Here is a 26444-nt window from a genome sequence, read left to right on the forward strand (position 1 = left end):
AGCGGTCCGTTTCTATGTTGTGCGGTCGGCAGTGTACGACCGGCGCTACGATTGCTAAATTGTTTGACGAGTTGATTTTTCCCCGCCACGCCATCCGTTAGACCGAAGGGCCGGCGAACGTGAAGGAGCTGTGGTGGCGGGAATCGAGGTGCTATCTTGAAAGTCCCGTATACAAAAGAGAGGTGACACGGTATGGAATTCTCGGCAATGTTGGGCTCGATTGGCCTATGCATGGGCGCAATCGTTGCCGCCGCGGTCATCTACTTTGTGGTCACGGCCATTAAGGGTAAAAAGGCCGAGCGCAAGGAACGCGAGGCACTTAAGCAGCACCGTGACCAGCAGGACAAGTGCGCACGGCGATAGCTTGTTGAGTTGGTCCGTGCGCTAGCTGCGTTTTCGGACCAGGGCGATATAGAAGCCCTCAAAGTCGCGACTGGGCGGAATGGTCAGCGTGCCGGGCATGCCGTTGGCAATGGCCGAGACGTGGCCCGCGGCAATGGCTTCGGTAAGGGCGTTGCACTCGATATGCGGCTTGTCGCCGGCATCCTGGGCGCGACGCGCTTCGCTTTCGCTCGGCGTGCCGTCGAGGGGGATGAGCTCGCAGTCCATATGTTTGTCGAGGGCCTCTTGCAGGGCATCCTCGTTTTCCTGCGGCAAGATTGAACACGTCGAATAGACGAGCGTGCCGCCCGGTTTGAGGGCCCCCATGGCGCGGTCCAGAAGCGCGCGCTGCGAGCGGGCGCACTTGACGAGCAGCTGCTCGGTGAGGCCGCGCAAGCTCTTTTCGTTGCCGCTGATGACGGTGCCCGTGCCGGTGCAGGGGGCGTCGAGCAGGATACGGTCAAAGCGGAAGAACTCGTCAAGCTCGCGTGCGTCAATGCGCATGACGGGCACGTTTTTTGCGCCCTGGCGGCCCAAGTTGGCCTCGAGCTTTTCGGCGCGGGGAATGCTCATCTCGCAGGCGGTGAGGTGTCCCTGTCCCTGGGTGAGGGCGGCAATCTGCGTCGTCTTGCCGCCGGGGGCCGCACACATGTCCAGGATGTCCTCGCCGGCACGTGCGCCCAGCACTAAGGGCGGCATCATGGACGACAGGCTCTGCAGGTAGATCTTGCCGTCGCAGTAGATGTCGAGATCCCACAGATCGGAAACTTGGGCCTCGGGCAGGATGAAGGCATCCGGGTACCAGGCAACGGAGCGGTGGGCGATGCCGGCGGCATCGAGCGCCGCGGCAATGTCCTCGGCGGTTGCCTTGAGCGTGTTGGCGCGCAGCGTGACCGGGCGTGTGGCCGCGGCGCCGAAGCCCTCGATCATGAGCTCGGCATCGGCGGGTGCATAGGCACCGGCGACCGTGTCGACCATAAAGCGCGGCAGGTCGGCGGCGGAGTGTTGGGCGGCAAGCTGGTCGGAAAGCTCGGTGGCGGCAAACTGCCTGAGCTTGAGCTCGGGCTTAACCTGCTTTTTTTGCTTGCGACGACGCGGCTTAGACATCCGTCTTTCCTTCCACCTAAATGATTATTCTGGGACGGGGATTAAAAAATCATTTAATGATCCCCGTCCCAAAAAGACTACTTTGCCGCGCCCGGGAATGATTTTTAATCCCCGTCTCAGAATAATCATTTCCGGGCGCGTTGCGGTTGCCTAGTACTGGCTCTCGTGCTTGCTAAAGAAGTCGAAGCGCGGGGGCAGCGGCTTTACGCGGTGCTCGCCGGGCTTCTCGCCTAGGCTCTCCACAAACTCGTCCGTGGAGGCAAAGATGTTGTCCCAGCTAAAGAAGGCGACCGGGTCGATGTCGAAGTACTCGCAGATGAGCTCGCAGCCGGCTGGGACGATGCCGTGCATGAGTACGGTCGCCACACGCAGCTCGGTAAAGGCGTCGACCAGGGCCTGCTTCATGGCGGCGTAGGCTGGCTCGCCCTCGAGCTTGTTGGCGGCCTTGGAGGCATCGCTCCAGCGCTTGTTGGCGGCGCGCAGGTAATCGTCGCACACGGCGAGCGCGCGGTGCGTCTCGAACTTGTACATGGCCTGCTCAAACGCAAGGGCGGCCTGCTCGGCAGCCTCGACCACAGCGGAAGAGGCGGCGCCGGCCGGAATGCAACCGTTGCGATAGGGGTTCTCGTCGCCCTCCTTGACGGCGACGCCGTAGAAGCAGCTGCGGGCCAGGCGGTTGAACACGCCGGTCAAAAGGGCGCTCTCCTTAAGGGCTGGATCGATAACGCGCTTGTCGTCGCAGGCGCGCACCTCGTTGCCGTCCTTGTCCTTGCCGGTCACGCGCGTGTCATATGCCTTGGGGCTAAAGCTCACCGGCTTCTCGGACAGGCCGAGCGACAGCCAGTGCGCGCGCATCTGCTCGCAGGTGTAGTGGTTGAGCAGGTCGTCTGCCGGCGGGGGAGGCGTCTGCGAGGACGAGCTGGCCTTTTTGCCCATGTAGAGCAGGTGATAACAGGCGCTGACGGTGCTCTGCGTAAGGTCCCAACCCAGGGCCTCCCACATGGCGGTCTGCGCGATGCAGTAGAAGTAGATGTTGTCCTGACCGATGAACTGGTAGATCTGCGCGTCGTCCGAGCACCACCAGTCGCGCCAGTCGAGTGAGCTGTGCTGATAGGTGGGCGCGGGGACCTGCGTGGAATCGGCGGCGGGCTCGCCCATGAGGGCGGCGTCCTGGGCGGCGACGCCCTCGGTTACGCCGGCGGCGCGGGCATCGCGTGCGAGTACGGTGCGGGTGTAGCTGATGGGCGCCCACAGGCTCTCGGGCCAGCACCAGCAGGTGACGTCGTTCACGCCGTCGACTTCGGGCACCGGAACGCCCCAGTCGATGTTACCGGTGATGCGGAAGGGCACGAGCGCCTTGCCGCTGCGGAAGCGCACGCCGCCGTTGGCGAGCACCGCGTGGGCGTCGTCGCGCTCCTTCCAGCTGGGGAAGGTGACGGTAAAGCTGCTCTTGTTGCCCTCGGGCTCCAGCACGGTGTGCTCGGGTAGCTGGTCCTCGACGGCGTCGAAGGCCTCGCGGAACTTGTTCTGAATATAGAGCTGTGCCGGCAGCAGCCACTCCTCCATGGTCTTGGAGACCACGGAGCGAACCTGCGGGTTCTGGGCGAGCTTGGCGGTGTAGGTCTTCATAAAGTCGAGGTAGGCCGGCAGGTCGAAGTAGAGGTTGTCGACCGGGCGCAGCTCGGGCACCTCGCCGGTGAGCTGGCTCTTGGGAGCGATGAGCTCCTCGGGCTCAAACTGGTGACCCAGGTCGCACTCGTCGGCGTACGCCTTCTCGGACTTGCAGCCCTGAATGGGGCAGCGGCCGATCACCTGACGGCCGTTGAGGAACGTGCCGGCCTTGGCATCGTAGAACTGCAGCGTGGAGCGCTTGGAGATGGTGCCCTGCTCGTGCAGGCGCTCGATAATCTCGGCGGTCACCTCGTTGTGAATCTGCGCAGCCGGCTCAAGGCCCGAGCCGCCGTAGATATCGCAGCTGATGTTGTAGTTGTTGAGGGTCGCGGCCTGGCGGGAGTGATTGGACTCGACATACTCGCCGATGGACTTGTCGTAGCCCTCGTTCTCCTTGAGCTTGCGGTAGCTCTCCATGATGGGCGAGCCGTAGCAGTCGGTGCCCGAGGTGAAGATGACGTTCTCGCGGCCCAGACGGTCGCGCAGGAAGCGGGCGAAGAAGTCGGCCGGGACAAAGACGCCGCCAACGTGGCCAAAGTGAAGGCCCTTGTTGCCGTAGGGCTCGCCGGCGGTAACGATGGCGCGGCGAGGCCAGCTGGGACGGTCGTTCATGGAGTATTTGGATGCCATGGGACTCCTTCGCATATGGTGAGAGCGCGGCCGGGCGCAAGGCCTGACGACGCGGTGGTCAATTCGTGCATATCGTTCGACATTATCGCACATGCGGACGGGTACGTGGCAGGGGCGCTATCCTAAGATGCTATGAATGAGATTTCCAACATACATGCGTTTGAGGACGAGGATTTTCTGCACGCCTGCTTTGTGTGGGGGATGGCGGTGCTTGGCGTATTTGCCGTGTGCCTGGTGCCGGTGTTTATGCTGCTGGGCGGGCCTTCGGACTTGGATGCGGCGGACGCGGGCGGTTGGACGGCCGTCTTGGGCTGGATAGTCGGCTTGGCTGCGGTTTCGGCGGCGTCATTTGCCGTGCACGAGCTGGTGCACGGTGTGTTTTTTAAGCTGCTGGCGCCTGCGGGCGCGCAGGTGACCTTTGGGGCAAATCTCAAAACCTGCATGATTTACGCCTGCGCCGAAGGCGTGGTGTATTCGCGCCGGCGGTACGTGGCGGTTTGCCTGGCGCCGACGGTTGTTGTGACGGCGGCGTTTGTCCTGGGGTTTGCGTTCTCGGGCTATCCGCTGCTGTGCTACCTGGCGGCCGGCTTGCATTTGTCGGGCTGTGTAGGCGACTGGTATTACGTGCGGGCCATTTTGCGCGACCGCCGCATTGTCGCCTGCGAGGACACATCTTTTGGCGTGCGCTTTTTCGCAAGGTAGTCTTTTGGGATGATTTTTCTGGGACGGGGATGTTGATGAAGCCGTTGCTGCTGCATGCTTGCTGTGCGCCGTGCTCGCTTGAGCCGGTTCGCCTGCTGCGCGAGGAGGGGTTTGAACCCACAATTTGCTGGACCAATCCCAATATCCAGCCGCGCGATGAATGGCGGCGGCGTTTGGACGAGCTGCGCCGGTGGTGTGCCGATGGCGACATCGAGCTTATCGAGGCGGGGGAGGACCGCGAGCGCTGGGAGGCCGGCGTGGCCCCGCTGGGCGCCGATCGACCTCGTCGCTGTCGCGCGTGCTATGCCCTGCGTCTGGCCGAGGCGTGTCGTGTGGCCCAGGAGCGTGGGTTTGAGTTTGTGGGTACGACGCTCGCCGTCTCGCCGTATCAGTTGTTCGAAACCTGCAATGATGTGTTGGAGCGTCTGGCTGCCGCCCGCGGTCTAACTCCGGTAATTCGCGATTTTCGCCCGTATTACCCCGAGGCCACGCGTCGTTCGCGCGAGCTTGGCATGTATCGACAGAATTACTGCGGCTGCCGGTTCTCGGCCGTCGAGGCGGCCATGGATCGAGCCCGCATCCGCGACGAGCGCAAAGCCGCCAAAAAGTAGTTCATTTGGGACGTCAGCCTGCTAGGATGTAGAGCGGACTTTAGCTATATAAGGAGAATCCGACGTGTCTATGCGTACCGATGATTTTGACTACAACCTTCCTGAGGAACTGATCGCCCAGGCGCCTGCTGAGCCGCGTGACTCCTGCCGTCTGCTGGTGGTGGATCGCAAGGGCTCCCAGGCGGGAACGCCGCTGGAGCACGGCGGTACCGTTGAGCACCGTATCTTCCGCGATATCATCGACTATATCGAGCCAGGCGATGTGCTCGTCATCAACAAGACGCGCGTGATGCCGGCCCGCCTGATCGGTCGCAAAGCCGGCTCGGGTGGCGTGGTCGAGACGCTGCTGCTCAAGCGCCGCGAAGATGTTGACCCGCTGGGTCACGTTTGGGAGTGCCTGGTCAAGCCGGGCAAGCGCCTGAAGCCCGGTGCTCAGATTGAGTATCGCGCCGGTGGCGCCCATGCGCCCGAGGGGGCTCCCGTGGTGCTGACAGCCGAGGTTGTCGACTTTGTCACTGATAGCCGCGGTGGCCGCCTGGTGCGCTTTGAGCCGGCCGGGTGCAATGCCGCCGGCGACCCGCGCACGCTCGACGAGGCCATCCATGCTGCCGGCCACGTGCCGCTGCCGCCCTACATTACCGATTACGAGGGAGATCCCGAGAAGTACCAGACCGTTTACGCCATGAAGGAGGAGCACTCGGCTGCCGCTCCCACGGCGGGCCTACACTTTACCCCCGAGCTCATGGCCGCTATCGAGGCCAAGGGTGCGAAGTTTGCCGCCGTTGAGCTCGAGGTGGGCATCGACACCTTCCGCTTGGTTGAGGAGGACGACCCTACGCAGCACGTCATGCACACCGAGCGCTACCACGTGTCGCAGGAAGTTGTCGACGCCGTGCATAAGGCGAAGGCCGAGGGGCACCGCGTAATCGCCGTCGGCACCACCGCAGTGCGTTCGCTCGAGAGTGCGTTCGATGCGGAGGCGCCGGTGTCCGATCCGGCTGTGACGGCGCGCTATTTTGAGGGCCGCGAGGACGGCGCTGACACGCTCGGCCGCGGTGACATCGTGGTGCGCGAGAACGCGACAACGCAGCTCTACCTCATGCCCGGCTCGACCTATCACGTGGTTGACGCACTGATCACGAACTTCCACGTGCCGCGCTCTACGCTCATGATGCTCGTGAGTGCGCTTGCCTCCCGCGACCAGATCATGGATGCCTACGCCGCTGCCATCGAGGAGCGCTACCGCTTCTTCAGCTTTGGCGACGCCATGCTCATTTGTTAGTTACGCGGTTCTACGAACCGCGTAACTAGTCTACGCTGCAAACGCCCCTAAGCGGCAATCTGACGTTCAATCGTCGGGCATGACCAGAAGGTCAATGCCGCCTTGTTTCAAGGCACCTTGCTCGCTCTGGCGGGTTTTCGCTGTCGGTGCCAAAACATCGACGTTGCCGTGGTTCAACCTGCCAAAAGGTGTAGTCATTGGGGACGTTCTTGTTTGACTAGTCGTTTAAGAACGTCCCCAATGACTACCTTGCATCAATCTAATAAGTTGCGGTGAGATAGTTCTTGAATTGGCCTTTTTTGAGGCTAAACAGGAACTATCTCACCGCAACTGCCTTGAGTGTTTTTTGGCAGCTAGTTTACTTGCTCGCGAAGAGCCCGATCAGGACGATCACGAGGATTACGGCGATGATGCAGACGATGGCTCCGGTGAATTTGATGCGTGAGTCGCGGGTACGCTCGCGCACGTCGTCCTCGGCGGCTTCGAGTTGAGCCACTTCGCGCTCGGTTTCGGCGTGCTCGGCCTTATCGCGGGCCAAGGAGCCTGCGAGCGATTCGGTAATCTCGGGATGGTCGTGCACCTCGGTCGCCTGCTCGATGATCGACTGCGCATGCGCTACATCCGCCTGGGCATTGGCAATAGCCTGCTCCTGCTCTCGACGCGCCTTGTCCTCGACGGCGATCTTCTCGCGCAGTTCGCGTTGGCGCGTTGCGGCGGCGGCTTTTGCGGTCTGCAGCTCGTCGCGCGCGGCATCGGCCTCGGCCGTCACGGCCTGATGGGCACGCCTGGCGTCAGCGATGGGGGCTTGTGCCTGCTCGACGGCGTGCTCGGCGGCCGCGAGTGAGTGCTCAAGATCGGCGGTGATGTGCGGGACATCTTCCTCGGCTTTGCGCAGGGCATCGGCCGTGTCGGAGATCTGCATCGAAAGCTCGCTGGTGCGCACCGTGTAATTGGCGGGATTCGCCGAAGGATTGCGCTGCAGCTCGGCATACTCGCGGCGCAGCGTTTCGAGTTGAGCGCGCGTGGCATCGACGGTTTGCTGCGCTGCGGCAACGCCGGCGTCGCGCTCGGCCTGCACCTTGTCGCGGATGCGCTTGGAATCCTCGAGGCGGCGAACGAGGCGGTTACCGGTCTCGCGCGAGCTGGCTTCGCGCGCCTCCACGGCATCGAGTGCGGCTTTGAGACGCCGCTCGGTGGCATCGTCCTCTTCTTTTATTTGCTCGAGCTGCGCCTTGAGCTCTGTTGCCTTGGCAGCATGGGTATCGCGGCCGATTTCTGCCGCCGCGGCGGCCTTTTGTGCCGTGTCGATAGTCTGGCGCTGCTCGGCGACGATTTGGTCGTAGCGGCCTGCGATGTCCTGGCGTGTCTTGAGCTCCTCGCCTTGATCGGCGATGCGCTGCTCAAGTTCGGCCAGGTGGGCACGGGCGTCCGCGAGTGCCTTCTTTGCGGCGTTCATCTCGCGCATGGCCGAGGCACCCTGGGCGATAAAGGCGCCCACGGCGCTGGCGGTGTTTGAGACGGCGCCTCCCAGATCGCGGCTGGCTGCTGGGGTGTGCAGGGCGGTCGGGTGAGCGGCGTTCGCCGTGCCCGCATCGGGCGTCTGCGGCGTGGCGATGCTGCCGGTGCCGCCCTCGACTACGGAAAAGCCGGCAGCGTGCGGGTCGACTGCATCGGCACCAATGGTGGGGTGCTCAAGCTGCAGGAACGAGGGCAGGGTGCTGCCTTGGTCGGCAACGGGGGTCTCGCCGGGCACGAAGGTCGAGGCGGCCTCGGCGGCCTCCTCTTCTTCGGCGTCAATATCGGCGTCGGCCACGGCGTTTTTCATCGCTTTGACGGCATCCATCATGGAGTCCATGACGGCATCGAGCTCTTCTTCCGAAGACACCTCGATAGGGCCTTCTGCTTGCGGGGCGGCGTCCTTTTCGGGGGCGTCGTCCTGAGCGGCCGAATCGTCGTTTTGCTCGCCGGCATCTTCGGCCGTAGGGATTTCCGTCGCAGCGCCGTTATCTAGAGTGGCGTCGTCGACGTCGGTATCATTGCAGGTCGCAGCGTCAGTATCTGCGGCGACGTCTGCTGAATCATCAATATGCTGTTGAGTCTGGGGGTCCAGCTCGTCTGTCATAGGCATGTGCTCCTCATCGTTGTTTGTCACCCTATGATAAAGTCTCGCGCCGACATCCCGCGCCCCGCAGCAAAGTTTCAAAACGTGTTCGATGACTCGCTTGGATAGCAAAAATTCATCCTCTAAAGTCAGTTTACGCTTGACATTCCCTTCGCCGAATGACGTTGCGCCGTTCGCCTGCTGCGGTCTTTATTTTTCACTTGAACACGCTAAAGTTGCATTTCAGCTTTTGGCGCGTGAAGTTGGATACGCGCAGTCGGCGGGTGTGCCCGTCGCGATTCGAAAGGACTTTGTATGGGACTTTTCACTGGTAAGACCGTGATCGTCACCGGCGGCGGCAAGGCCACGCTCAAGGACGGTTCCGCTGGCTCCATCGGTTACGGCATCGATATCGCTTTTGCCAAGGAGGGCGCAAACCTCGTCATTACCGGCCGCAACGTTGCCAAGCTCGAGGCTGCCAAGGAGTCCCTCAAGGCCGACTACGGCGTCAAGGTTCTGCCTGTTCAGGCCGATGTCTCGGCTGGTCAGGACAACGAGGCCGTCGTCCAGAACGTCATCGACAAGGCCATCGAGGAGTTCGGCCGCATCGACGCCGTCGTCAACAATGCCCAGGCCAGCGCTTCGGGCGTGACCATTGCCGATCACACCATGGACCAGTTTAACCTGGCCATTTACTCCGGCCTGTATGCCACCTATCTGTACATGCAGAAGGCCTATCCGCACCTGAAGGAGACCAAGGGTTCCGTGGTCAACTTTGCCTCGGGCGCCGGTCTGTTTGGCAACTACGGCCAGTGCAGCTACGCCGCCGCCAAGGAAGGCATCCGCGGCTTGACCCGCGTTGCCGCCAACGAGTGGGGCAAGGACGGCATCAACGTCAACATCGTGTGCCCGCTTGCTTGGACCGCTGCGCTCGAGAACTTCCAGGATGCCTATCCCGAGGCGTTCAAGGCCAACGTCCATATGCCGCCGGCGGGTCATTACGGCGACGTCGAGAAGGAGATCGGCCGCGTGGTCGTTCAGCTCTGCGGCCCCGACTTTAAGTACATGAACGGTGAGACCGTCACCCTCGAGGGTGGCATGGGCCAGCGGCCCTAACAGTTACGCGGTTCTACGAACCGCGTAACCAGTTGACGCTGCAAACCCGCCAGAGCGGCAATCTGTCTTTCAACTTCGGCGGCATGACCAGAAGGTCAATGCCGCCTTGTTTCAAGGCACCTTGCTCGCTCTGGCGGGTTTTCGCTGTCGTTGACAAGGCATCGGCGTTACCTTAGCTGTTGGACGTAGTCGTTGGCGACGTTTTTAAATGACTAGTCGTTTAATGCGCCAGTTTCTGTCGAGTCGGTGCTCCTTGCGGGTTGCCCGTATAATGGTTTGCGTATGAACCGCAACCAAGGAGTTCCAGTTTATGGACCAGAGCCTTTTTAAATTCGACCTGATCGCCGAGGACCCGACGACGCACGCGCGTGCCGGCGTACTGCACACCCCGCACGGCGATATCGAGACGCCAATCTTTATGCCCGTGGGCACCAAGGCAAACGTCAAGGGTATTCCTACCGAGACCGTCAAACAGCTCGGCGCCCAGATCGTGCTTGCCAACACCTATCACCTGTCCATGCGTCCCGGCGAGGACACCATTGCCGAGCTGGGCGGCCTGCACAAGTTTATGAACTGGCACGGCCCCATTCTTACCGATTCGGGCGGCTTCCAGGTGTTCAGCCACAACGACGCCGTCAAGCTCACCGACGAGGGCGTGCGCTTTATCGTCAACGACTACGACGGCCGCCACGTGTTCTGGACGCCCGAGGACAACATGGAAATCGCCATGAAGCTCGGCTCCGATATCTGCATGCAGCTCGACCAGTGCCCGGGCTATCCCGCCACGCGCGCCTACGTCGAGCGCGCCGTTGAGCTGTCGAGTATGTGGGCCGAGCGCTGCTATAAGGCGCATACCCGCGATGACCAGGCGCTCTTTGGCATCGTCCAAGGCGGCATGCACCTGGACCTGCGCCTGCGCTCGCTGCGCCATCTGGAGGAGTGCGGCGACTTCCCGGGTTACGGCATCGGCGGCTATTCGGTGGGCGAAGACCACGAGACCATGTTCGAGACGCTGGCACCGCTGGTTTCCGAGTACATGCCTAAGCACAAGCCGCGCTACCTCATGGGCGTCGGCAACCCTACCACGCTCGTGCGCGGCGTTGGCGTGGGCATCGACATGTTCGACTGCGTGCTGCCGACGCGCACCGGCCGCATGGGTACGGCGTTCTCCAGTGAAGGTCGCCTTAACTTCCGCAACGCGCGCTTTGCGCACGACGACGGCCCCATCGACCCCACCTGCACCTGCCCGGTGTGCACGGGCGGCTACAGCCGTGCGCTCATCCGTCACATGGTCACGCAGAAGGAGATGCTCGGCGGTATTCTGCTGTCGATGCACAACATTTACTACCTGCTCAACCTTATGCAGCGTGCCCGTCAGGCCATTATCGAGGGCCGCTACGGCGCGTTTGTGAGCGACTGGATGAACAGTCCTGCGGCGGTGGATTACTAAGAGCCGCGACCGCTGACCGATGCCTTGCAAGCACTTGATGCATCGTGGGTACCATACCGAATAGTTGATGTTCGGGCGGGTGTTTGACGCATGGCGTCGACCCCGCCCGTTTCTATTTTCGATAGGAGTGCCCATGATTAAGAATGAGAACGTCGAGGGCGAGCCGGCTTACGACGAGACGTACCGGCGCGGTCCCGTGGTCATGCGCGGCCCCATGATTCCCAAGGACAACACCTACGCCAACCTGCTGGCACCCGAGGACTCGACCGACTGGTTGCACACCGACCCCTGGCGCGTGCTGCGCATTCAGGCAGAGTTCGTCGATGGCTTTGGCGCGCTTGCCGAGCTTGGTCCTGCGGTGACCATCTTCGGCAGTGCCCGCACGCCCAAGACAGATCCGCTCTACAAGGCGGCTCGCACGGTCGGTCGCAAAATCGCCCAACGCGGCGTGGCGGTTATCACCGGCGGTGGCCCCGGCGTCATGGAGGCGGCCAACAGGGGAGCGGCGAGCGTGAACGGCAAGTCGGTCGGCTTGGGTATCGAGCTTCCGCACGAACACGGGCTCAACAAATACGTGAACCTCGGCATGGATTTTCGTTACTTCTTTGTGCGCAAGACCATGTTCGTCAAATACAGCTCGGGCGCCATCGTGTTTCCCGGCGGCTTTGGCACGCTCGACGAGATGTTCGAGGTGCTCACGCTGGTGCAGACGCACAAGGTCAAGCGTATGCCGCTCGTTTTGGTGGGCACCGAGTACTGGCAGGGCCTGTTCGACTGGCTCAACGGCCCGGTGATGGACGCCGGTATGATTAGCCCGCTCGATCCGGAGCTGGTGCACATTACCGACGACCTCAACGAGGCCGTCGATATCGCCCTGAGCGGGCTGATGTAGGGCGAGCGCGCCTGTCGTTGTAGTGATGAGAAGGCAGACTGATGCTATTTAACATCAGTCTGCCTTCTAAACTGGGTATACTGATGCAAAAGACGAGAGCGAGGAGGTCGCGTATGTCTACTGCAACGGTTAAGCCTACGACGGTTCGCATCGAAGAGGGGCTCAAGGAACAGGCGACTGAGTTCTTGGATACAGTTGGCCTGAGTCTCAATTCGTATCTCAACCTTGCTGTTCGGCAGCTGGTAAATCAGCGAAAGATTCCGTTTGAGATTGTGGGTCGGCCCGAAGTTCCCAACGAGGCGACGAGGCGCGCCATGGTGATTGCCGAGGCTCATGAGTTGGGGATTCTGCCAGACGACAGCCCGTCATTCAATAACGCTGATGAGCTTATATCGTTCCTCGATGAGGACTAGCGATGTTTGAGATTAAAGTCGAGGCTCAGTTTAAGGCGGATTACAAACGGACGACGCGCATCCATCCGCAGCTAAAAACCGAGTTTAAGGCGGCAGTCGCAGAGCTTGCAGCTCGCGGCTCGCTTCCCGCGGAATATGGCGCCCATGAGCTTTCAAACCCGGGCGGCAATTACAACGGCCACATCGATTTCCATCTATCCGATGGGTTGGTCGATGTGGTCGTTCTGTACTTGCCGCATAAGACTAATCCTGTGATCCGACTGGTCAGAATGGGCTCGCATGAGGAACTGTTCCGGGGCCCGCAGGGCTGATTGCCGATTTCTAAGTTGCGGTGGAATAGGGATTGATTTGCGGCTGATAAGCCAAAAACAGTCCCTATTCCACCGCAAGTGGTGGGGATGTCCTGCCTGTTGACGTGGCATCTGGCTTTCCCTTGTGGTTGATTTCGTCTAAGAGCTCCGCTGCGATCTCGCTGTTTTTGAACCTGATGCTGCAGTCTTCTTTCTTGGGGAAAGCTAGTAGCGGGATCGTTCCGTACCAGATAGTTTCTTCGTCAATTATCGCTGCACACAAACGTCCTTCTGCTCTAATGGCATGCTCGACGTTCATTTTTGCCAAAGTCTCGCTTGCATCTTCGCGCGGAGTCGAGGCAATGAAAAACTCAAGAGCAATCCCTCGGGCAGTGGCACCTTTGATTGCATCGCCGAGCTTTGCGAGGCAGGCGGCGGATGCGTAGGGCGCGGCAATGAAGATGCTCTTAGCGGCGCCAACGATGTCTTCAACCAGAGTCTCTACGGCATTAGCCGGTTCTATGAGAATGTTTTGATCGGACTGCTCGATGCCTCCGGTCACGTAGACTTCGTACCCGAGCTTGGCGTAGGTCTTGAGTCTCTTCTGGTACATGCGGGCGAGCATGGGTATAGATAAATCAACGTAGTCGAATATCTCAACCCGTCGCTTGCCCTCGTGGCTTCTATGGAGCCTGCCTGCCTGCTGCGTGATGCTGCCGTCCCACGATATCGGCGTGGCAATGAGTAGAGTGTCAAGGTAGGACAGATCGAAGCCCTCGCCCAAAAGGCTTTCGGTGGCGACGATGATTCGATGTTCATGCTCGAAGCGGGGAAGACTGCTCAGTATCGTTTTTCTTTCTTTGGCGTCGATTTCCCCGGTCAGGAGAACGGGTTCGTGTCCTTGGTTTTTGAGCATCCCGAACAGCTCCTCGGCATGCTTTTTCCTTTTAGTCAGCACGAGCGGATGCCGGCCGTTTGACGCAGCTTCAATAGCGTCGTTGACAATCAATTCGTTTCTAGCTGCATGCGTGCACAGCAGGTCGAGAATCTGATTGAAGCTTGCACCTGGCTCGTAGGCGGGTAGTCGAATTCCAGTAAAACGAGGCCGTACGATGCGCTGGATGCCCTGCTGAATCGCTTGCGCTTTTGGATCGATAACATAACGGAGCGGGCCGCAGAGCATGGAGAGCGCCCGCGTAAGGCCGTCGGATCGTTCGGGCGTCGCAGAAAGGCCGTATACGTATTTGGCCGGGGCGGACTTGAGAATAAGCTCGAGCTGTGGTGCGGCGGCATGGTGGCATTCGTCGCAGATAATGAGGCCGTAATTACGAACAAGGCCCTTAACTATCGGCTCTCCGGTTTGACGGTCTTTGCCAGATAACGACTGGAACGAAGCGATGTCGACGAGGCCGCTTACGGCCATTTTGCCTCCTCCTATTTGTCCGATGACCGGAGGCTGCCTTTTGCTGATTCGTCCTTTTGGGGTTCGGACGGGCTCCCTGTTGTCCGTAATGTCGATAAATCGCTCGAGCTGGGATTTCCATTGGGTTATGAGTGCGGTTTTGGGAACGATGACGAGCGTTGGAAGACCAATGGATGCAATAAGATAAGCTCCGACGACTGTTTTACCGAAGCCTGTCGGCGCGGACATGATTCCGTCTTCGTATATGAGCATCTGATCAGCGGCGATTTGCTGCTCAGGGCGAAGGACTCCTTTAAATGCCATAACAATCGGATTGCCCGATTTGCGCTCGTCTGAATAGTGGGCGGTAACGCCGGTCTCTTGAACTAGCCGCTCAAGTTGAGTTTTGCAGCCCCGGGGAATTGCAACATGACCATCTCTCAGTTCGCTAAGGTCTATGAGTCGCGGTTTGCCGAATACTGATTGATGCATGGACTGCGCGCGATAGAATGCCGGATTGGCAAATGTCGCAAGTCCGCGGATTTCCATTTGAGCTGCTGGACTCAGAGACTTCTCGGGGATGTACAGCATATCGGCTTGAATAACGGGCAGCGATGAGGGAAAGTCCCGCGATGTGAGTGGTAGTCGCTTTCGTGGTCTTTGGGCATACCGTTTGCCCTTGTTTGCCACCGTAGTTGTTGCTGGTCCGTGTGGGTTGTTTCCAGGGGCCTCAATCAGATCTTGCACCGTCGAGCGCGGAATCAGCTGGACTTGTGATAGATAGAGCCATTGGTCGGGAAAGGGCTTGAATTGTTCGTCTACAAATACACTGTTTCCTTCACGTTGCGCCTTGCCTTGAAAGGGGAGTGCGATGAGGTTTCCGAAGCCTCCATCGGGAATAGTGGCCTGAGCGGGTAGCATTCGATCAAAGGCCTCGAACGTGATTGTCTTATTATGCGCCGCAGCTTCGGTTATGAGGCAACTTCCAAACTCTCGGGTAGCCTTTGCGCTGATTGGCTCGAGGAAGAAAAACCAGATGTGGGCGCCGTTGCCGGACCTTGAGCGCTCAACGGCGGCGTTAATGCCCCGTCGTATTGCAACAAGCCGTACGGCATTTGTTGCCTCTTTCCAGTCCGCTTTGTCAAAATCGATGACGAGAACTTTCGTGTTGCAGTTCCTATCGAGAACATATTGCCCGAGGACATCGCGGAACCGGTCATCGTTGCCTTTAAAGTGAGCAATGATTGCGGCATCGCTTAATTCCGGGAAGACGCGATTGCTGCATTCTACACATTTAACTCTTTGATGGGCTGCTTTGGGGCAAATTCCTGGCTCCCACTCATTAGCACAAGCAGGCGTATAGCCAATGCCCCCGTCCTTTCTGCGATATCCATGAGCGTAAACATCTTTGCGCCCGGTAAAGAGACTGCGAAAGAGCTCGAGTTTATCGCGTGCTGGGCTCGCGCTGGTGACGATGCCCTCGATTTGTGCTCGTTCATCGAACAAAGCGCCAGCTTCTTCCCACTCTTCTAGCGTTGCGTAGCGTACGTCTGAACCGTTGTTGCAAATGACGATTTGTCGGTGTTGGTCCGATATATGTGTGATCGTCTGATCGTATTTAAATTGTGCGGTCCCAAAGAGGGCGTATTGATGCATGGCGTTGCCCATTTGAATGCCGTCCTTGTATTGGAGTTGTTGAGACGAGGGTACGGCATTACGGCTTTTTGGGATATGTAATTTCGATTCAAGTTTGCTAATGGCAAGGGATTATTCTGCGAGCGGCTTTCGGTCGATGCCAAGGCGCGCGACGGCCCTTGATAATCAGGGTTTGCGGTCATATGGGTAGCCGGAGGCGTAAAGAGCGGACCTCATTCAGACCCGGTGGGCAAAAAATGGCAAATATGAGTACTGTTGCCCGGTTAGTCTCATATCATTTGAGAAGCATCTAAGACCAATTGACTGAGTTATAGTATATTCACCCCCCCTAAACACGACGATTCGGGGCTTTATGGAGCTTGAAATCGGTGGGAGCGGGCAATTTCAGCGAAATTTTGCTGTTACTAAATTTATGACAGTACTCATATTTGCCATTTTTTGCCCACCGGGTACCGCTAGGGGCTAGTCGAAGCTCCCCTAAACAGCTGGGAATGCGCCGATCGTCAGCATATCTTGTATATGGATGGCTCAGCAAAAGAAGTTGCGGTGAAATAGGGATTGATTTGTGGCCATACGCCAAAAAACAGTCCCTATTCCACCGCAAGTGGTAAAGGTGCCCCTAGTGGATGGGCTGGTAGCGGGGGCAGTAGCTGATGGCGATGGCGTCGACGCCTACGTGGGTGGCGATGGTGCAGCCGATGGGGCCGGTGCCGGCGTCTACGTAGTCTTGGCCCGCGAGCGCCTCGTTGACAAGTTCCTGCTCCTCGGCGGCGCCGGTCGTGAGCACGCGCACGCTTGAGCCCGGGTGCTCGTCCAAAAACGCGAGGCAATCTGCCATGGTGTTGGCGACGATGCGCTTGGCGCCGCGGCCCTTTTTGATGGCCTTGATCTCGCCCGATTTCCACTCCGGCGAAACGGCCAGACGAATGTTGAGCATCTGCGTCAGCTGGCCAGCGAGCTTGGGCGCGCGGCCGTTCTTGACCAGGTTCTCGAGTGTGCGCGGAATCAGCAGCAGATGGGCGTCGGGCAGCGTCGCACGGATCTGCGCCTCGGTCTCGTCCAGGCTGCGGCCGTCCTCGCGCATGGCCAGCGCGTACTCCACCAGCAAACCCTCGGCGCCCGAACCGGTGCGCGAATCGATGCAGCGCACGTCGAGCTCGTGCGTTTCGGCCGTCAGGCTGGCGTTGGCGTAGCAGGCAGACCACTCGCTGCACAGCGAGATAAAGATGGCACTATCATGGCCGTCGGCGAGCACGCGGTCAAAGAGCGCCTTGAACTCGCCGGCGCTCGGCTGCGAGGTGTGCGGCAGCTGCTCGGAGCCGGCCATGCGCGCGACGTACTCCCCGGCGGTAATCTGCACCTGGTCGAGCAGATCCTCGCCCTCGATAATCACATGCAGCGGAATCACGTAAATGCCGAGCTCTTGGGCGCGGGCGGGGGAGATGTCCGACGTGGAGTCGGTTATGATGGCAAAAGACATAATTGCACCTTTCGTTGGAGCGCTTGCGCGCCGCCTTCTGAGAGCAAAGTGCGACAAGTATAGTAGAGTCGTTCCACATTACTAGGTTCAATTGTTGAATAGTCAACAGTTTGAAGTGTCGGTGTGGAAATCGTCAACTGGGGAAGAGGAATGCCGATGGGGGCGTTGGAGATAGGCAAACGGCCGGTCGTGCTGTTCGATTTTGACGGCACGGTGGCAGATACGGGCCGGGCGGTGATGACCTCGACGTGCAAGACGCTGGCTGCGCGCGGGTTTTCGGAGGCGCAGATGGGTGATCTGCGCCGCATGATCGGGCCGCCCCTGTGGAAGAGCTTTCACGACTTTTACGGCTTTTCCCGCGAGGAGTCGCTTGTGGTGGCCGACGAGTACCGTGCTTTTTTTGATGAGCTGGGACCGGAGGAGTATCCCGTGTTCGACGGGGTCCCCGAGTTTCTGGATGGGTTGGCCGCCCGGGGCAAGCGTATGGCCGTGGCGACGTCGCGCATGGAGGCAAAGTGCATCGATATGGTACGTGAGCTCGGGCTTTCTCAGTTTGAGGCGGTGGTCGGCATGAATCCGTCGCAGGGGCGCGAGACCAAGGCCGATTCGGTTCGCGATGCCCTGGCGGCGCTCGGCGCGACGGCGGGCGATGCCGTGATGATCGGCGATCGCTTTAACGACGTGGAAGGCGCGCACGCGATGAGCGTGCCGTGCATCGGCATTTATTCGGGTGCGGCGGCGCCGGGGGAGCACGAGGCAGCGGGCGCCGATGCGGTGGTGCACTCGGTGGCCGAGCTTGCTAAACTTTTCGCTATCTAATGACGTGATGTGAGGGGCGGGCACGCTCGCCGCTCATTGCTAAGGAGGTCGTCCATGAATCAGGTGGAGCAGAGCGTTGCCGAGTATGTCGACGAGGTCTGGGAGGATGTCGTCGCCGATATCGAGCAGCTGGTGAGTTATCCGTCCGTGGCAGTTTCTGCTGATGCAGAGCCCGGTGCGCCGTTTGGCCGCCCGGTTCGTGATGCGCTCGATTGCGCGCTCGGCATCGCGCAAAAGCTCGGCTACCAGACGAGCGATGACGAGGGTTATGTGGGCATTGCCGATATCCCGGGCCGCGGCGATAAGCAGCTTGCGACTATCTGTCATGTGGACGTGGTGCCCGCAGGCCCCGGCTGGAACACCGACCCGTTTGCGATGGAGCGTCGCGAGGGCTGGCTGCTCGGCCGCGGCGTGATCGACGACAAGGGTCCGGCCGTGCTGTCGCTCTACGCCGGCGCCTACCTGCTCAAGCACGGCATCGTTCCGCGCTACACCTTCCGCGCGCTGCTGGGCTGCGATGAGGAAGTGGGCATGTCCGACGTTCACCATTATCTGGAGAACTACGCGAATCCTGACTTTCTGTTTACGCCCGATGCCGAGTTCCCGGTCTGCAATGCCGAGAAGGGCCAGTTTGGGGCGACGTTCGTGAGCCCCAAGATCGACGGCGGGCGCATCGTGTCGTGGAGCGGCTCCGAGGCGAGCAATGCCATTCCGTCGCAGTCCATCTGCGAGCTTGCAATTGCCGCCGATGAGCTGCCGGCGCCCGTTGAGAACGTCGACCGCCTGGAGATCACGGCGCTTGATAACGGGCATGCGCAGATTTTCGCCCACGGTATTGGCGGCCACGCTTCGATGCCTGAGGGCACCATCAACGCCGTCGGCCTGATCGTGTCGTATCTGCGCGAGGCCGAGGACGCGTTTGGTGCACGCGATGAGCGCCTGCTGACGCCTGCCGAGCACGAGTTCGTCAAGTTCCTGGCCTTTGTGCATGCGGATGCCTATGGCCGCGGCCTGGGTATCGATGCGACGAGTCCGGCGTTTGGCCCGCTTACCTGCAACGCTGGCGTCATTCGCGTGGCGGATGGCCATATTGAGCAGGTCATCGACGTGCGCTTCCCCGACAGCACGAGTGCCGATACCATCCGCGAGCAGCTCGACCCGCTCGTGGGGCGCTTTGGCGTGACGTGTCGTGTGGGTCGTGCAAAGGTGCCGTTCTCGGTCTCTGCCGACGATCCGGCCGTGAAGGCGCTTATCGATACCTATAACGAGTTCACGGGCAAGCATGCCGAGCCCTTTGCCATGGGCGGCGGCACGTATGCGCGCAACTTTGCCCGCGCCGTCTCGTTTGGCCCAGAGGAGACCGGCCTGGAGCTGCCCGCATGGGGCGGCCAGATGCACGGCCCCAACGAGTGCGCCAACGAGGAGCAGCTCAAGCAAGCACTCAAGATCTATATCGTGGCAATCCTTCGTCTAAACGAACTGGAGCTTTAAGGTTACGCGGTTTCCTAATCTAAGTTGCGGTGGAATAGTTCCTAGAATGGGCCATTTGATGGCCAAACAGGAATTATTTCACCGCAACTTCGTTTTTATTGGTGTAAAAGGCGGGTCATGCTTGGTGGTGAATTTGTTATTCGTTTGTAAAGCCGAGCCGCGCTTGCGGTAAGGGTCTATCAGATGCCCGTAAGAAACCGCAGTTGGCGCGAGCGCTGCCCGGTCGGGGCCGTATCTTTCCAAACAGCAAAGCGGGCAGGGTGCCCGCGATTCGCATGTATGAAAGGAAGATCATGCTCGATCAGGCTTATTCTCGTCGTCAGTTCCTCGGCCTCGCTGGTGGTCTTGCCAGCATCGTCGGCCTCGGCCTCGTTGGCTGCGGTGGCGCAGGCGCTTCCAACGCTGCCGACAAGGGTAGCGCCGCTGCTGCCGAGTCCGTCTCCGGCGAGGTGACCTACGACGGTGCCTCTTCGTTCCAGGCTCTCGTCGAGGCCGCTGCCGAGAAGTTCATGGATGCCAACCCGGACGTCTCCGTCTCCGGCTCGGGCAACGGTTCGGGCAAGGGCCTGACCGCTGTCGCCGCCGGTACCGTTACCATCGGTAACTCCGACGTCTTCGCCGAGACCAAGCTCGAGGCCGACCAGGTCAAGAACCTCGTCGACCACGAGGTCGCCGTTGTGGGCATGGGTCCCGTCGTCTCCAAGAACGTGACGGTCGACGACCTGTCCCTTGAGCAGCTCAAGGGCATCTTCTCCGGCCAGATCACCAACTGGAAGGAGGTCGGCGGCGACGACGCCACCATCGTCGTGCTCAACCGCAAGGCCGGCTCCGGTACCCGAGCCACCTTCGAGGCAGCCGTCTTTGGCGACGAGGCCGTCGACTTTAAGGGCGACGCCGAGCTCGACAAGTCCGGCGATGTCCAGACTCAGATGGGCAGCACCGACAACGCCATCTCCTACCTGGACTTCTCGCACTTCGATGACTCAAAGTTCAACGCCATCAAGGTCGAGGGCGTGGAGCCCAAGAGCGCAAACGTCACCGACGACTCCTTTAAGATCTGGGCTACCGAGCACATGTACTGCGCTAAGGACGCCGACGAGGCCACCAAGGCCTTCCTGGAGTTCATGCTTTCCGACGACGTCCAGGGCAAGCTCGTCGAGGAGCAGGGCTTCATCCCCGTCTCTGCCATGAAGGTCGTCAAGGACGCCAGCGGCAAGGTTTCTGCTAAATAAGTAATCGCCCCGGAAAGGTTTGCAATGGCAAAGCAACTGCCAAAGCGCGACCTTGAGAACGTGGGCCTGGGCGTCACGGGTGCGTGCGTAGCGCTCGTGACGCTTGTCGTTGCCGCGCTCATCTTTATGGTCGCCCAAAAGGGCCTCTCGGCTTTTCTCAAGGACGGCGTTTCGGTCGTCGAGTTCTTTACCGGCACCAAGTGGGACCTGGCCAACACGGCTAAAAACGGCCTGCCCTATACCGGCGCCCTGCCCCTGATCGTCACCTCGTTTGCGGTCATGGTGCTCTCCACGCTCATCGCGCTGCCCATCGCCATCGGCTCTGCCATCTTTGCGGTCGAGATTCGACCTAAGTTTGGTTCCAAGATCTTTCAGCCGCTTATTGAGCTTTTGACCGGCATTCCCTCGGTCGTCTTTGGCCTCATCGGCTTTCACGTGGTCGTCGGCCTTATGAAGAGCGTTTTCCACGTGAGTACGGGCTTGGGCATCTTGCCCGGCGCCATCGTGCTGGCCGTCATGATCCTGCCGACGATGACCACGCTTTCGGTCGATGGCCTGCGCGCCGTGCCCGACAGCTACCGTCAGGGCTCGCTTGCGCTGGGCTACACTCGCTGGCAGACCATCTGGCACGTGGTGCTCAAGTCCGCCATGCCGTCGCTCATGACCGCGGTCATCCTGGGCATGACCCGCGCCTTTGGCGAGACGCTCGCCGTGCGCATGGTTATCGGCGGCATCGAGGCCATGCCGACGTCGCTGCTGTCGCCGGCGTCCACCATCACCACCACGCTTACCACGTCTATGGCGGTCTATGCCGAGGGTTCGGCCCAGGATGATGTTCTGTGGGCGCTCGGTCTGCTGCTGATGGGCATGAGCCTCATCTTCATCCTGATCATCCACCTTATCGGCCGCAAGGGGGCGAAGGCTCGTGGCTAGTACGCGCATCCATATCGACGAGGCGAGGTTCGGGCGCGTCCAAAAGCAGGACCGCATCGCCACGGGCGTGCTGACGGCGATCGCCGCCATCGTCATGCTCATCGTCGTCTCCATGGTGACCTATATCCTGTTCGAGGGCATCTCGACACTGTTCCAGCCGGGCTTTCTCACGCAGCCGTCGCGCGCCAACGGGACCCAGGGCGGCGTGCTCTATCAGCTGTTCGACTCGTTCTATCTGCTGCTGATCACCCTAGCCATCTCGGTGCCCATCAGTCTGGGCGGCGCGGTCTTTCTGGTTGAGTACGCGCCGAATGGGCCCATCCGCGGCATCGCCTCCACCGCCATCGAGACGCTGTCCTCGCTGCCTTCCATCGTCGTCGGCATGTTCGGATTCCTGGTGTTCTCAGTGCAGCTGGGCTGGAAGTACTCCATCATCTCCGGCGCCGTCGCGCTCACCATGTTCAATATCCCCATCCTGGTGCGCGTGATCCAGCAGGCGCTCGAGGACGTGCCACAGGCCCAGCGCGATGCATGCCTGGCCATGGGCCTTACCCGCTGGGAGGCCACGCTGCACATCCTGATTCCCGAGGCCATGCCCGCCATCGTGACCGGCATTGTGCTTTCGGCCGGCCGTGTGTTTGGCGAGGCCGCGGCACTGCTCTTTACCTCGGGCATGAGCTCGCCGGTGCGTCTGAACTTCTTGAGCTTTAACCTGTCGAGCCCCACCTGCGCCTGGAACGTGTTCCGTCCCGGCGAGTCGCTCGCCGTGCACATCTACAAGATCTATGGCGAGGGCAGCCCCGAGGCTCAGCAGATCGTTTGGGGCACCGCTGCACTGCTGATGATTTGCGTGCTGCTGTTTAACGTAGTCGCCCGTATCGTGGGCAAGCAACTGGCAAGGAAGATGACGGCCGAATGAGCGAGATGAATGCAACGCCCGCAACCGAAGCGGTGTCGTCCGAGACCCAGGATTTTCTGTCGAGCGTGAGGGAGAGCGAGAAGCACGTTCGCGTGAGCGGTAGGGCTGTGAGCGACGAGGTCGTGCTCTCCACCAAGGACGTTAACGTGTACTACGGCGACTACCATGCCCTGCACGACACGTCGCTCGACTTTCACAAGGGCGAGATCACGGCGCTCATCGGGCCTTCGGGCTGCGGCAAGTCGACCTTCTTGCGTAGCCTCAACCTGATGAATCGCGAGATTCGCCGCTGTCGCGTGGAGGGCGAGATCAACTACCGCGGGCGCAACGTGAACACCAAGACCGAGAACACGTACGAGCTGCGTCGCTCCATCGGCATGGTGTTCCAGCAGCCAAACCCCTTCCGCAAGTCCATTCGCGACAACATCACCTTTGCGCCCAAGCGCCACGGCATCACCGACCGTGACGAGCTCGACCGCATGGTCGAGGAAAGTCTGCGCGGTGCCGCGCTGTGGGACGAGGTCAAGGACAAGCTCGACAAGAGTGCCTACGCGCTTTCGGGCGGCCAGCAGCAGCGTCTGTGCATTGCGCGCACGCTGGCGCTCAACCCCGACGTGATCCTGTTCGACGAGCCCTGCTCGGCGCTCGACCCCATCTCGACGTTGGCGATCGAGGACCTGATGTCGTCGATCGTTGCCGACCGTGCCATCGTCATCGTGACGCACAACATGGAGCAGGCGTCGCGCGTGTCCAACCGCACGGCGTTCTTCTACATGGGCGATATGGTCGAGTACGACGAGACCGACGAGATTTTCCAACGGCCCAAGGATAAGCGGCTGAATGATTACCTCACCGGCATGTTCTCCTAGTCCGGGACATGCTTGAGGCCCGCGGCGGCCGCGGTTGCCGCGGGACTGATTGGAGAGGCGGGTCATCTCTTGCGTGAGATGGCCCGCCTTTTTGCTCCGCGACCGAAACGACCACCACAAAGGGGACAGGCACCTTCGTGGTGGTTTGGGGTGGGGCTCGCTGCTATCATGGACAACGTTGAATTTCTACGAAGGAGCAGGGCATATGGCGATTCTTTTGGGATGCGATTCCGTCAGCCTAGAGTTCCCCACCAAGCATATTTTCGATAACGTGACGCTCGGCGTGGACGAGGGCGACCGCATTGGCATTGTCGGTAAAAACGGCGACGGCAAGTCGACGCTGCTGAGCGTGCTCGCCGGCACGTTGGAGCCCGACGACGGCCGCGTGACGCACCGCCGCGACACCACGATCGGATTGCTCGGCCAAAAGGACAACCTGGTCGATACCGATACCGTGCACCATGCCGTCGTCGGTGACACGCCCGAGTACGAGTGGGCCTCGAGCCCGCGTACGCGCCAGATCTTGGCCGGTCTTATTAGCGATGTGCCCTGGGAGGGCACGGTGGGCGAGCTCTCGGGCGGCCAGCGCCGTCGCGTGGACCTTGCGCGCCTGCTGATCGGCGACTACGACGTGCTTATGCTCGACGAGCCCACCAACCACCTGGACATGCGCACCATCAACTGGCTCGCGCGTCACTTAAAGGCCCGCTGGCAGCGCGGCCAGGGCGCCATGCTCGTGGTCACGCACGACCGCTGGTTCCTGGACGAGGTCTGCACCAGCATGTGGGAGGTCCACGACGGCCGGGTTGATCCCTTCGAGGGTGGCTACTCCGCATATATCCTACAGCGCGTGGAGCGCGACCGCATGGCCGCCGTCACCGAGGAGCGTCGTCGCAACATGGCGCGCAAGGAGCTCGCGTGGCTGAGCCGCGGTGCCCAGGCGCGCTCCACCAAGCCCAAGTTTCGCGTGGATGCCGCTCGCGAGCTTATCGCCGACGTACCGCCTGTGCGCGACGAGCTGGAGCTCAAGCGCCTGGCGGTGAGTCGCCTGGGCAAGCAGGTTATCGACGTGGTCGACGTGGACGCCGGCTATGCGGATACCGATGGCACGCCCAAGCAGGTGCTCTCCGACGTGACCTGGCTCATCGGCGCGGGCGACCGCTATGGCCTTTTGGGCGAAAATGGCGCTGGCAAGTCGACGCTGCTCGACGTGATCCAGGGCAAGATTGAACCCACGCGCGGCCGTGTGAAGATTGGCCAGACAGTACGCTTTGGCGTGCTGTCGCAGCAGCTCGAGGAGCTCGAACCCTACATGGGCGACACGATCCGCGAGGTGCTCGGCAACTATAAGAAGTATTACGTCATCGACGGCAAGGAGACTTCGCCCGAGAAGCTCTGCGAGCGCCTGGGCTTTACGACACAGCAGCTCTGGAGCCGCATCGGCGATCTTTCGGGCGGCCAGCGCCGTCGCCTGTCGCTGTTGCTGACGATTCTGGACGAGCCCAACGTGCTTATCCTGGACGAGCCCGGTAACGACCTGGATACCGACATGCTCGCGATTGTCGAGGACCTGCTCGACGGCTGGCCCGGCACGCTGATCCTGGTGACGCACGACCGCTTCTTGATGGAGCGCGTGACCGACCAGCAGTGGGCGCTGCTCGACGGCCACCTGACGCATATGCCCGGCGGCGTCGACCAGTACCTGCGCCTGTGCAACGCCACCGCCGAGGGCGAGCCCGTGGGTGCGCCGAGTGCCAAGACCGGCACGTTTGACACCGGTGCCGCGGCGGCTGCGGCCGAAAAGCCCAAATCGAGTGGCCAGCCCAATGGCCTTTCCAACGCCGAACGCCAGAAGCTCCGCCGCGAGGTGAGCTCGCTCGAGCGCAAAATGGAGACGCAGCGCGCTCGCGTGGAGGAGGCCGAGGCCGCGATGGCACAGGTCGACCCCACCAACTACACGGCGCTGGGCGAGCAGCAGGCAAAGATCGACGAGGCCCACGCCGCCATGGACGAGCTGGAGATGGCGTGGCTCGAGGCGAGCGAGAAGCTCGAGGGCGAGGAGTAGGCGAGGATGATTAAGGCCGCGTTTTTCGATATCGACGGCACGCTGCTGAGCTTTAAGACCCACCAGATTCCGGCGTCGGCGCAGCAGGTACTCGACAGCTTTCGCGAGCAGGGGATTGCGTGCGTGATCGCCACGGGCCGCCCGACCTACCAGATGCCGGATTGGCTGTTCGACTTGGGATGGGATGCGTACATTACGCTTTCGGGCCAGCACTGTTTTGATGCCAAGGGCGTTTATCGCAGCTGCCCGATCGATCCGGACGACGTTGCGGTGATTGTTGACCAGGTAGCGCAGGGGCGCTACGACTCGCTGTGCATGCAGGGCGAGAACTCGTTTGTGAACCGCCTGTCCAAGCGCGTGGTGGCGGCTGCCGACAATGCCGGAATCTCGTATCACGAGGAGCCTTTTGAGCATGCTTTCGACGCGCCGGTTTACCAGTTCTGCGCCTTTGTGGACCCGGTCGACCAGGGCATAGTTACCGATGTCCTGTCGCATTCTACAACCACGCGCTGGTGCGACCTGTTCTGCGACATTATTCCGGCCAACGGCGGCAAGGACCTGGGCGTGGCGGCGACGCTGGAGCGCCTGGGCATCGACGCGAGTGAAGCGATTGCCTTTGGCGACGGCGAGAACGACCTGTCGATGTTCTCGGCCGTGGGCACAAGTGTGGCCATGGGCAACGCGCAGGATGCCGTGAAGGCCGCGGCGACCTACGTAACGACCGCCGTGGACGATGACGGCATCTACAACGCCGCGAAGCACTTTGGCCTGTTATAGCTGCGGCTCGGCACTTGGGGACGCTCCTTTTCTGCCGGCAGCTGGGGACACTCCCTGCGCGTTGCGTGTCGTGTCGCCCTGCTTGCTCCGCGCATTTTGTGAAACACGGTTAACTTTTTAGACAATGTAGTAAGACATGGGCAACTTTTGCGGTA

General features: G+C 60.8%; 22 protein-coding genes. 17 read left to right on the forward strand and 5 right to left on the reverse strand.

What is annotated here, in order from left to right; genetic code table 11:
- Positions 1 to 192 precede the first annotated feature (192 nt).
- Positions 193 to 363 (forward strand): hypothetical protein, encoded by a 171-nt coding sequence (locus AAAX73_RS04020; protein ID WP_349125089.1) that lies wholly within the window; start codon positions 193 to 195, stop codon positions 361 to 363.
- 21 nt (positions 364 to 384) lie between these two features.
- Here AAAX73_RS04020 and AAAX73_RS04025 read toward each other — a convergent pair whose 3' ends face one another.
- Both AAAX73_RS04025 and AAAX73_RS04030 read right to left on the reverse strand, forming a co-directional pair.
- Positions 385 to 1488 carry an RsmB/NOP family class I SAM-dependent RNA methyltransferase gene (locus tag AAAX73_RS04025; RefSeq protein WP_349125090.1) on the reverse strand — a complete coding sequence of 368 codons (1104 nt, stop codon included), beginning with the start codon at positions 1486 to 1488 and terminating at the stop codon, positions 385 to 387.
- A gap of 150 nt (positions 1489 to 1638) precedes the next feature.
- A complete protein-coding gene (locus AAAX73_RS04030) occupies positions 1639 to 3789 on the reverse strand; it encodes a class I tRNA ligase family protein (RefSeq protein ID WP_349125091.1) in 2151 nt (716 codons plus the stop codon).
- A 132-nt stretch (positions 3790 to 3921) separates the two neighbouring features.
- Here AAAX73_RS04030 and AAAX73_RS04035 point away from each other — a divergent pair, with 132 nt between their 5' ends.
- The 3 genes from AAAX73_RS04035 to queA all read left to right on the forward strand — a co-directional run bounded on the left by AAAX73_RS04035 (position 3922) and on the right by queA (position 6384).
- Entirely contained in the window at positions 3922 to 4491 is a 570-nt protein-coding gene (locus AAAX73_RS04035) for a DUF3267 domain-containing protein (RefSeq protein ID WP_349125092.1), read from the forward strand.
- A 35-nt stretch (positions 4492 to 4526) separates the two neighbouring features.
- The gene (locus tag AAAX73_RS04040; RefSeq protein ID WP_349125093.1) at positions 4527 to 5102 is read left to right on the forward strand and encodes an epoxyqueuosine reductase QueH; all 576 of its coding nucleotides are present in this window, start codon (positions 4527 to 4529) and stop codon (positions 5100 to 5102) included.
- Positions 5103 to 5172: 70 nt separating this feature from the next.
- Entirely contained in the window at positions 5173 to 6384 is a 1212-nt protein-coding gene (queA, locus tag AAAX73_RS04045) for a tRNA preQ1(34) S-adenosylmethionine ribosyltransferase-isomerase QueA (RefSeq protein WP_349125154.1), read from the forward strand.
- A 358-nt stretch (positions 6385 to 6742) separates the two neighbouring features.
- Here queA and AAAX73_RS04050 read toward each other — a convergent pair whose 3' ends face one another.
- On the reverse strand, positions 6743 to 8506 hold the full coding sequence (locus tag AAAX73_RS04050) for a hypothetical protein (protein WP_118079589.1): 1764 nt from the start codon (positions 8504 to 8506) through the stop codon (positions 6743 to 6745).
- Between the two features lie 294 nt (positions 8507 to 8800).
- Here AAAX73_RS04050 and AAAX73_RS04055 point away from each other — a divergent pair, with 294 nt between their 5' ends.
- From AAAX73_RS04055 to AAAX73_RS04075, 5 genes are all read left to right on the forward strand, one after another.
- On the forward strand, positions 8801 to 9601 hold the full coding sequence (locus tag AAAX73_RS04055; protein WP_349125094.1) for an SDR family oxidoreductase: 801 nt from the start codon (positions 8801 to 8803) through the stop codon (positions 9599 to 9601).
- Positions 9602 to 9911: 310 nt separating this feature from the next.
- Entirely contained in the window at positions 9912 to 11051 is a 1140-nt protein-coding gene (tgt, locus tag AAAX73_RS04060; RefSeq protein WP_055285790.1) for a tRNA guanosine(34) transglycosylase Tgt, read from the forward strand.
- A 133-nt stretch (positions 11052 to 11184) separates the two neighbouring features.
- Positions 11185 to 11943 carry a TIGR00730 family Rossman fold protein gene (locus AAAX73_RS04065; RefSeq protein WP_118079593.1) on the forward strand — a complete coding sequence of 253 codons (759 nt, stop codon included), beginning with the start codon at positions 11185 to 11187 and terminating at the stop codon, positions 11941 to 11943.
- Positions 11944 to 12056: 113 nt separating this feature from the next.
- The gene (locus AAAX73_RS04070) at positions 12057 to 12356 is read left to right on the forward strand and encodes a type II toxin-antitoxin system RelB/DinJ family antitoxin (protein WP_117637361.1); all 300 of its coding nucleotides are present in this window, start codon (positions 12057 to 12059) and stop codon (positions 12354 to 12356) included.
- 2 nt (positions 12357 to 12358) lie between these two features.
- Positions 12359 to 12667 carry a type II toxin-antitoxin system YafQ family toxin gene (locus tag AAAX73_RS04075; protein ID WP_118079595.1) on the forward strand — a complete coding sequence of 103 codons (309 nt, stop codon included), beginning with the start codon at positions 12359 to 12361 and terminating at the stop codon, positions 12665 to 12667.
- Positions 12668 to 12731: 64 nt separating this feature from the next.
- Here AAAX73_RS04075 and AAAX73_RS04080 read toward each other — a convergent pair whose 3' ends face one another.
- Together AAAX73_RS04080 and AAAX73_RS04085 are read right to left on the reverse strand one after the other, a co-directional pair.
- Entirely contained in the window at positions 12732 to 15716 is a 2985-nt protein-coding gene (locus AAAX73_RS04080; protein WP_349125095.1) for a DEAD/DEAH box helicase family protein, read from the reverse strand.
- Between the two features lie 607 nt (positions 15717 to 16323).
- Entirely contained in the window at positions 16324 to 17184 is an 861-nt protein-coding gene (locus AAAX73_RS04085; protein WP_349125096.1) for a DegV family protein, read from the reverse strand.
- 156 nt (positions 17185 to 17340) lie between these two features.
- On the opposite strand from AAAX73_RS04085, the gene AAAX73_RS04090 reads away from it, so the two are divergent.
- The 8 genes from AAAX73_RS04090 to AAAX73_RS04125 all read left to right on the forward strand — a co-directional run bounded on the left by AAAX73_RS04090 (position 17341) and on the right by AAAX73_RS04125 (position 26289).
- Positions 17341 to 18003 (forward strand): HAD hydrolase-like protein, encoded by a 663-nt coding sequence (locus AAAX73_RS04090; protein WP_349125097.1) that lies wholly within the window; start codon positions 17341 to 17343, stop codon positions 18001 to 18003.
- 54 nt (positions 18004 to 18057) lie between these two features.
- Positions 18058 to 19494: a M20 family metallopeptidase gene (locus AAAX73_RS04095; RefSeq protein WP_349125098.1), complete on the forward strand. Its 1437-nt coding sequence runs from the start codon at positions 18058 to 18060 to the stop codon at positions 19492 to 19494.
- A 293-nt stretch (positions 19495 to 19787) separates the two neighbouring features.
- On the forward strand, positions 19788 to 20726 hold the full coding sequence (locus AAAX73_RS04100; RefSeq protein WP_118079605.1) for a phosphate ABC transporter substrate-binding protein: 939 nt from the start codon (positions 19788 to 19790) through the stop codon (positions 20724 to 20726).
- A gap of 24 nt (positions 20727 to 20750) precedes the next feature.
- Complete coding sequence (gene pstC, locus AAAX73_RS04105; protein WP_022094994.1) at positions 20751 to 21659, forward strand: phosphate ABC transporter permease subunit PstC; 909 nt, start codon at positions 20751 to 20753, stop codon at positions 21657 to 21659.
- A complete protein-coding gene (gene pstA / locus AAAX73_RS04110; RefSeq protein ID WP_349125099.1) occupies positions 21652 to 22578 on the forward strand; it encodes a phosphate ABC transporter permease PstA in 927 nt (308 codons plus the stop codon). The genes pstC and pstA overlap by 8 nt, the downstream gene beginning before the upstream one ends.
- Positions 22575 to 23447, forward strand: a complete 873-nt coding sequence (gene pstB, locus AAAX73_RS04115; RefSeq protein WP_349125100.1) for a phosphate ABC transporter ATP-binding protein PstB — start codon at positions 22575 to 22577, stop codon at positions 23445 to 23447. Before pstA ends, pstB begins: the two co-directional genes overlap by 4 nt.
- A gap of 205 nt (positions 23448 to 23652) precedes the next feature.
- The gene (locus AAAX73_RS04120; protein WP_349125101.1) at positions 23653 to 25512 is read left to right on the forward strand and encodes an ABC-F family ATP-binding cassette domain-containing protein; all 1860 of its coding nucleotides are present in this window, start codon (positions 23653 to 23655) and stop codon (positions 25510 to 25512) included.
- Positions 25513 to 25518: 6 nt separating this feature from the next.
- Positions 25519 to 26289: a Cof-type HAD-IIB family hydrolase gene (locus AAAX73_RS04125; protein ID WP_349125102.1), complete on the forward strand. Its 771-nt coding sequence runs from the start codon at positions 25519 to 25521 to the stop codon at positions 26287 to 26289.
- The last annotated feature ends 155 nt before the right edge of the window (positions 26290 to 26444 follow it).

It is taken from the genome of Collinsella sp. CLA-ER-H9, assembly GCF_040092295.1.
In the GTDB taxonomy this organism is placed as follows: Bacteria; Actinomycetota; Coriobacteriia; order Coriobacteriales; family Coriobacteriaceae; genus Collinsella.

Coding starts and splice junctions, on each gene's coding strand:
- AAAX73_RS04020 (WP_349125089.1), top strand. CDS start 193: ATGGAATTCTCGGCAATGTTGGGCTCGATTGGCCTATGCATGGGCGCA.
- AAAX73_RS04025 (WP_349125090.1), bottom strand. CDS start 1,488: ATGTCTAAGCCGCGTCGTCGCAAGCAAAAAAAGCAGGTTAAGCCCGAG.
- AAAX73_RS04030 (WP_349125091.1), bottom strand. CDS start 3,789: ATGGCATCCAAATACTCCATGAACGACCGTCCCAGCTGGCCTCGCCGC.
- AAAX73_RS04035 (WP_349125092.1), top strand. CDS start 3,922: ATGAATGAGATTTCCAACATACATGCGTTTGAGGACGAGGATTTTCTG.
- AAAX73_RS04040 (WP_349125093.1), top strand. CDS start 4,527: ATGAAGCCGTTGCTGCTGCATGCTTGCTGTGCGCCGTGCTCGCTTGAG.
- queA (WP_349125154.1), top strand. CDS start 5,173: ATGCGTACCGATGATTTTGACTACAACCTTCCTGAGGAACTGATCGCC.
- AAAX73_RS04050 (WP_118079589.1), bottom strand. CDS start 8,506: ATGACAGACGAGCTGGACCCCCAGACTCAACAGCATATTGATGATTCA.
- AAAX73_RS04055 (WP_349125094.1), top strand. CDS start 8,801: ATGGGACTTTTCACTGGTAAGACCGTGATCGTCACCGGCGGCGGCAAG.
- tgt (WP_055285790.1), top strand. CDS start 9,912: ATGGACCAGAGCCTTTTTAAATTCGACCTGATCGCCGAGGACCCGACG.
- AAAX73_RS04065 (WP_118079593.1), top strand. CDS start 11,185: ATGATTAAGAATGAGAACGTCGAGGGCGAGCCGGCTTACGACGAGACG.
- AAAX73_RS04070 (WP_117637361.1), top strand. CDS start 12,057: ATGTCTACTGCAACGGTTAAGCCTACGACGGTTCGCATCGAAGAGGGG.
- AAAX73_RS04075 (WP_118079595.1), top strand. CDS start 12,359: ATGTTTGAGATTAAAGTCGAGGCTCAGTTTAAGGCGGATTACAAACGG.
- AAAX73_RS04080 (WP_349125095.1), bottom strand. CDS start 15,716: ATGGGCAACGCCATGCATCAATACGCCCTCTTTGGGACCGCACAATTT.
- AAAX73_RS04085 (WP_349125096.1), bottom strand. CDS start 17,184: ATGTCTTTTGCCATCATAACCGACTCCACGTCGGACATCTCCCCCGCC.
- AAAX73_RS04090 (WP_349125097.1), top strand. CDS start 17,341: ATGGGGGCGTTGGAGATAGGCAAACGGCCGGTCGTGCTGTTCGATTTT.
- AAAX73_RS04095 (WP_349125098.1), top strand. CDS start 18,058: ATGAATCAGGTGGAGCAGAGCGTTGCCGAGTATGTCGACGAGGTCTGG.
- AAAX73_RS04100 (WP_118079605.1), top strand. CDS start 19,788: ATGCTCGATCAGGCTTATTCTCGTCGTCAGTTCCTCGGCCTCGCTGGT.
- pstC (WP_022094994.1), top strand. CDS start 20,751: ATGGCAAAGCAACTGCCAAAGCGCGACCTTGAGAACGTGGGCCTGGGC.
- pstB (WP_349125100.1), top strand. CDS start 22,575: ATGAGCGAGATGAATGCAACGCCCGCAACCGAAGCGGTGTCGTCCGAG.
- AAAX73_RS04120 (WP_349125101.1), top strand. CDS start 23,653: ATGGCGATTCTTTTGGGATGCGATTCCGTCAGCCTAGAGTTCCCCACC.
- AAAX73_RS04125 (WP_349125102.1), top strand. CDS start 25,519: ATGATTAAGGCCGCGTTTTTCGATATCGACGGCACGCTGCTGAGCTTT.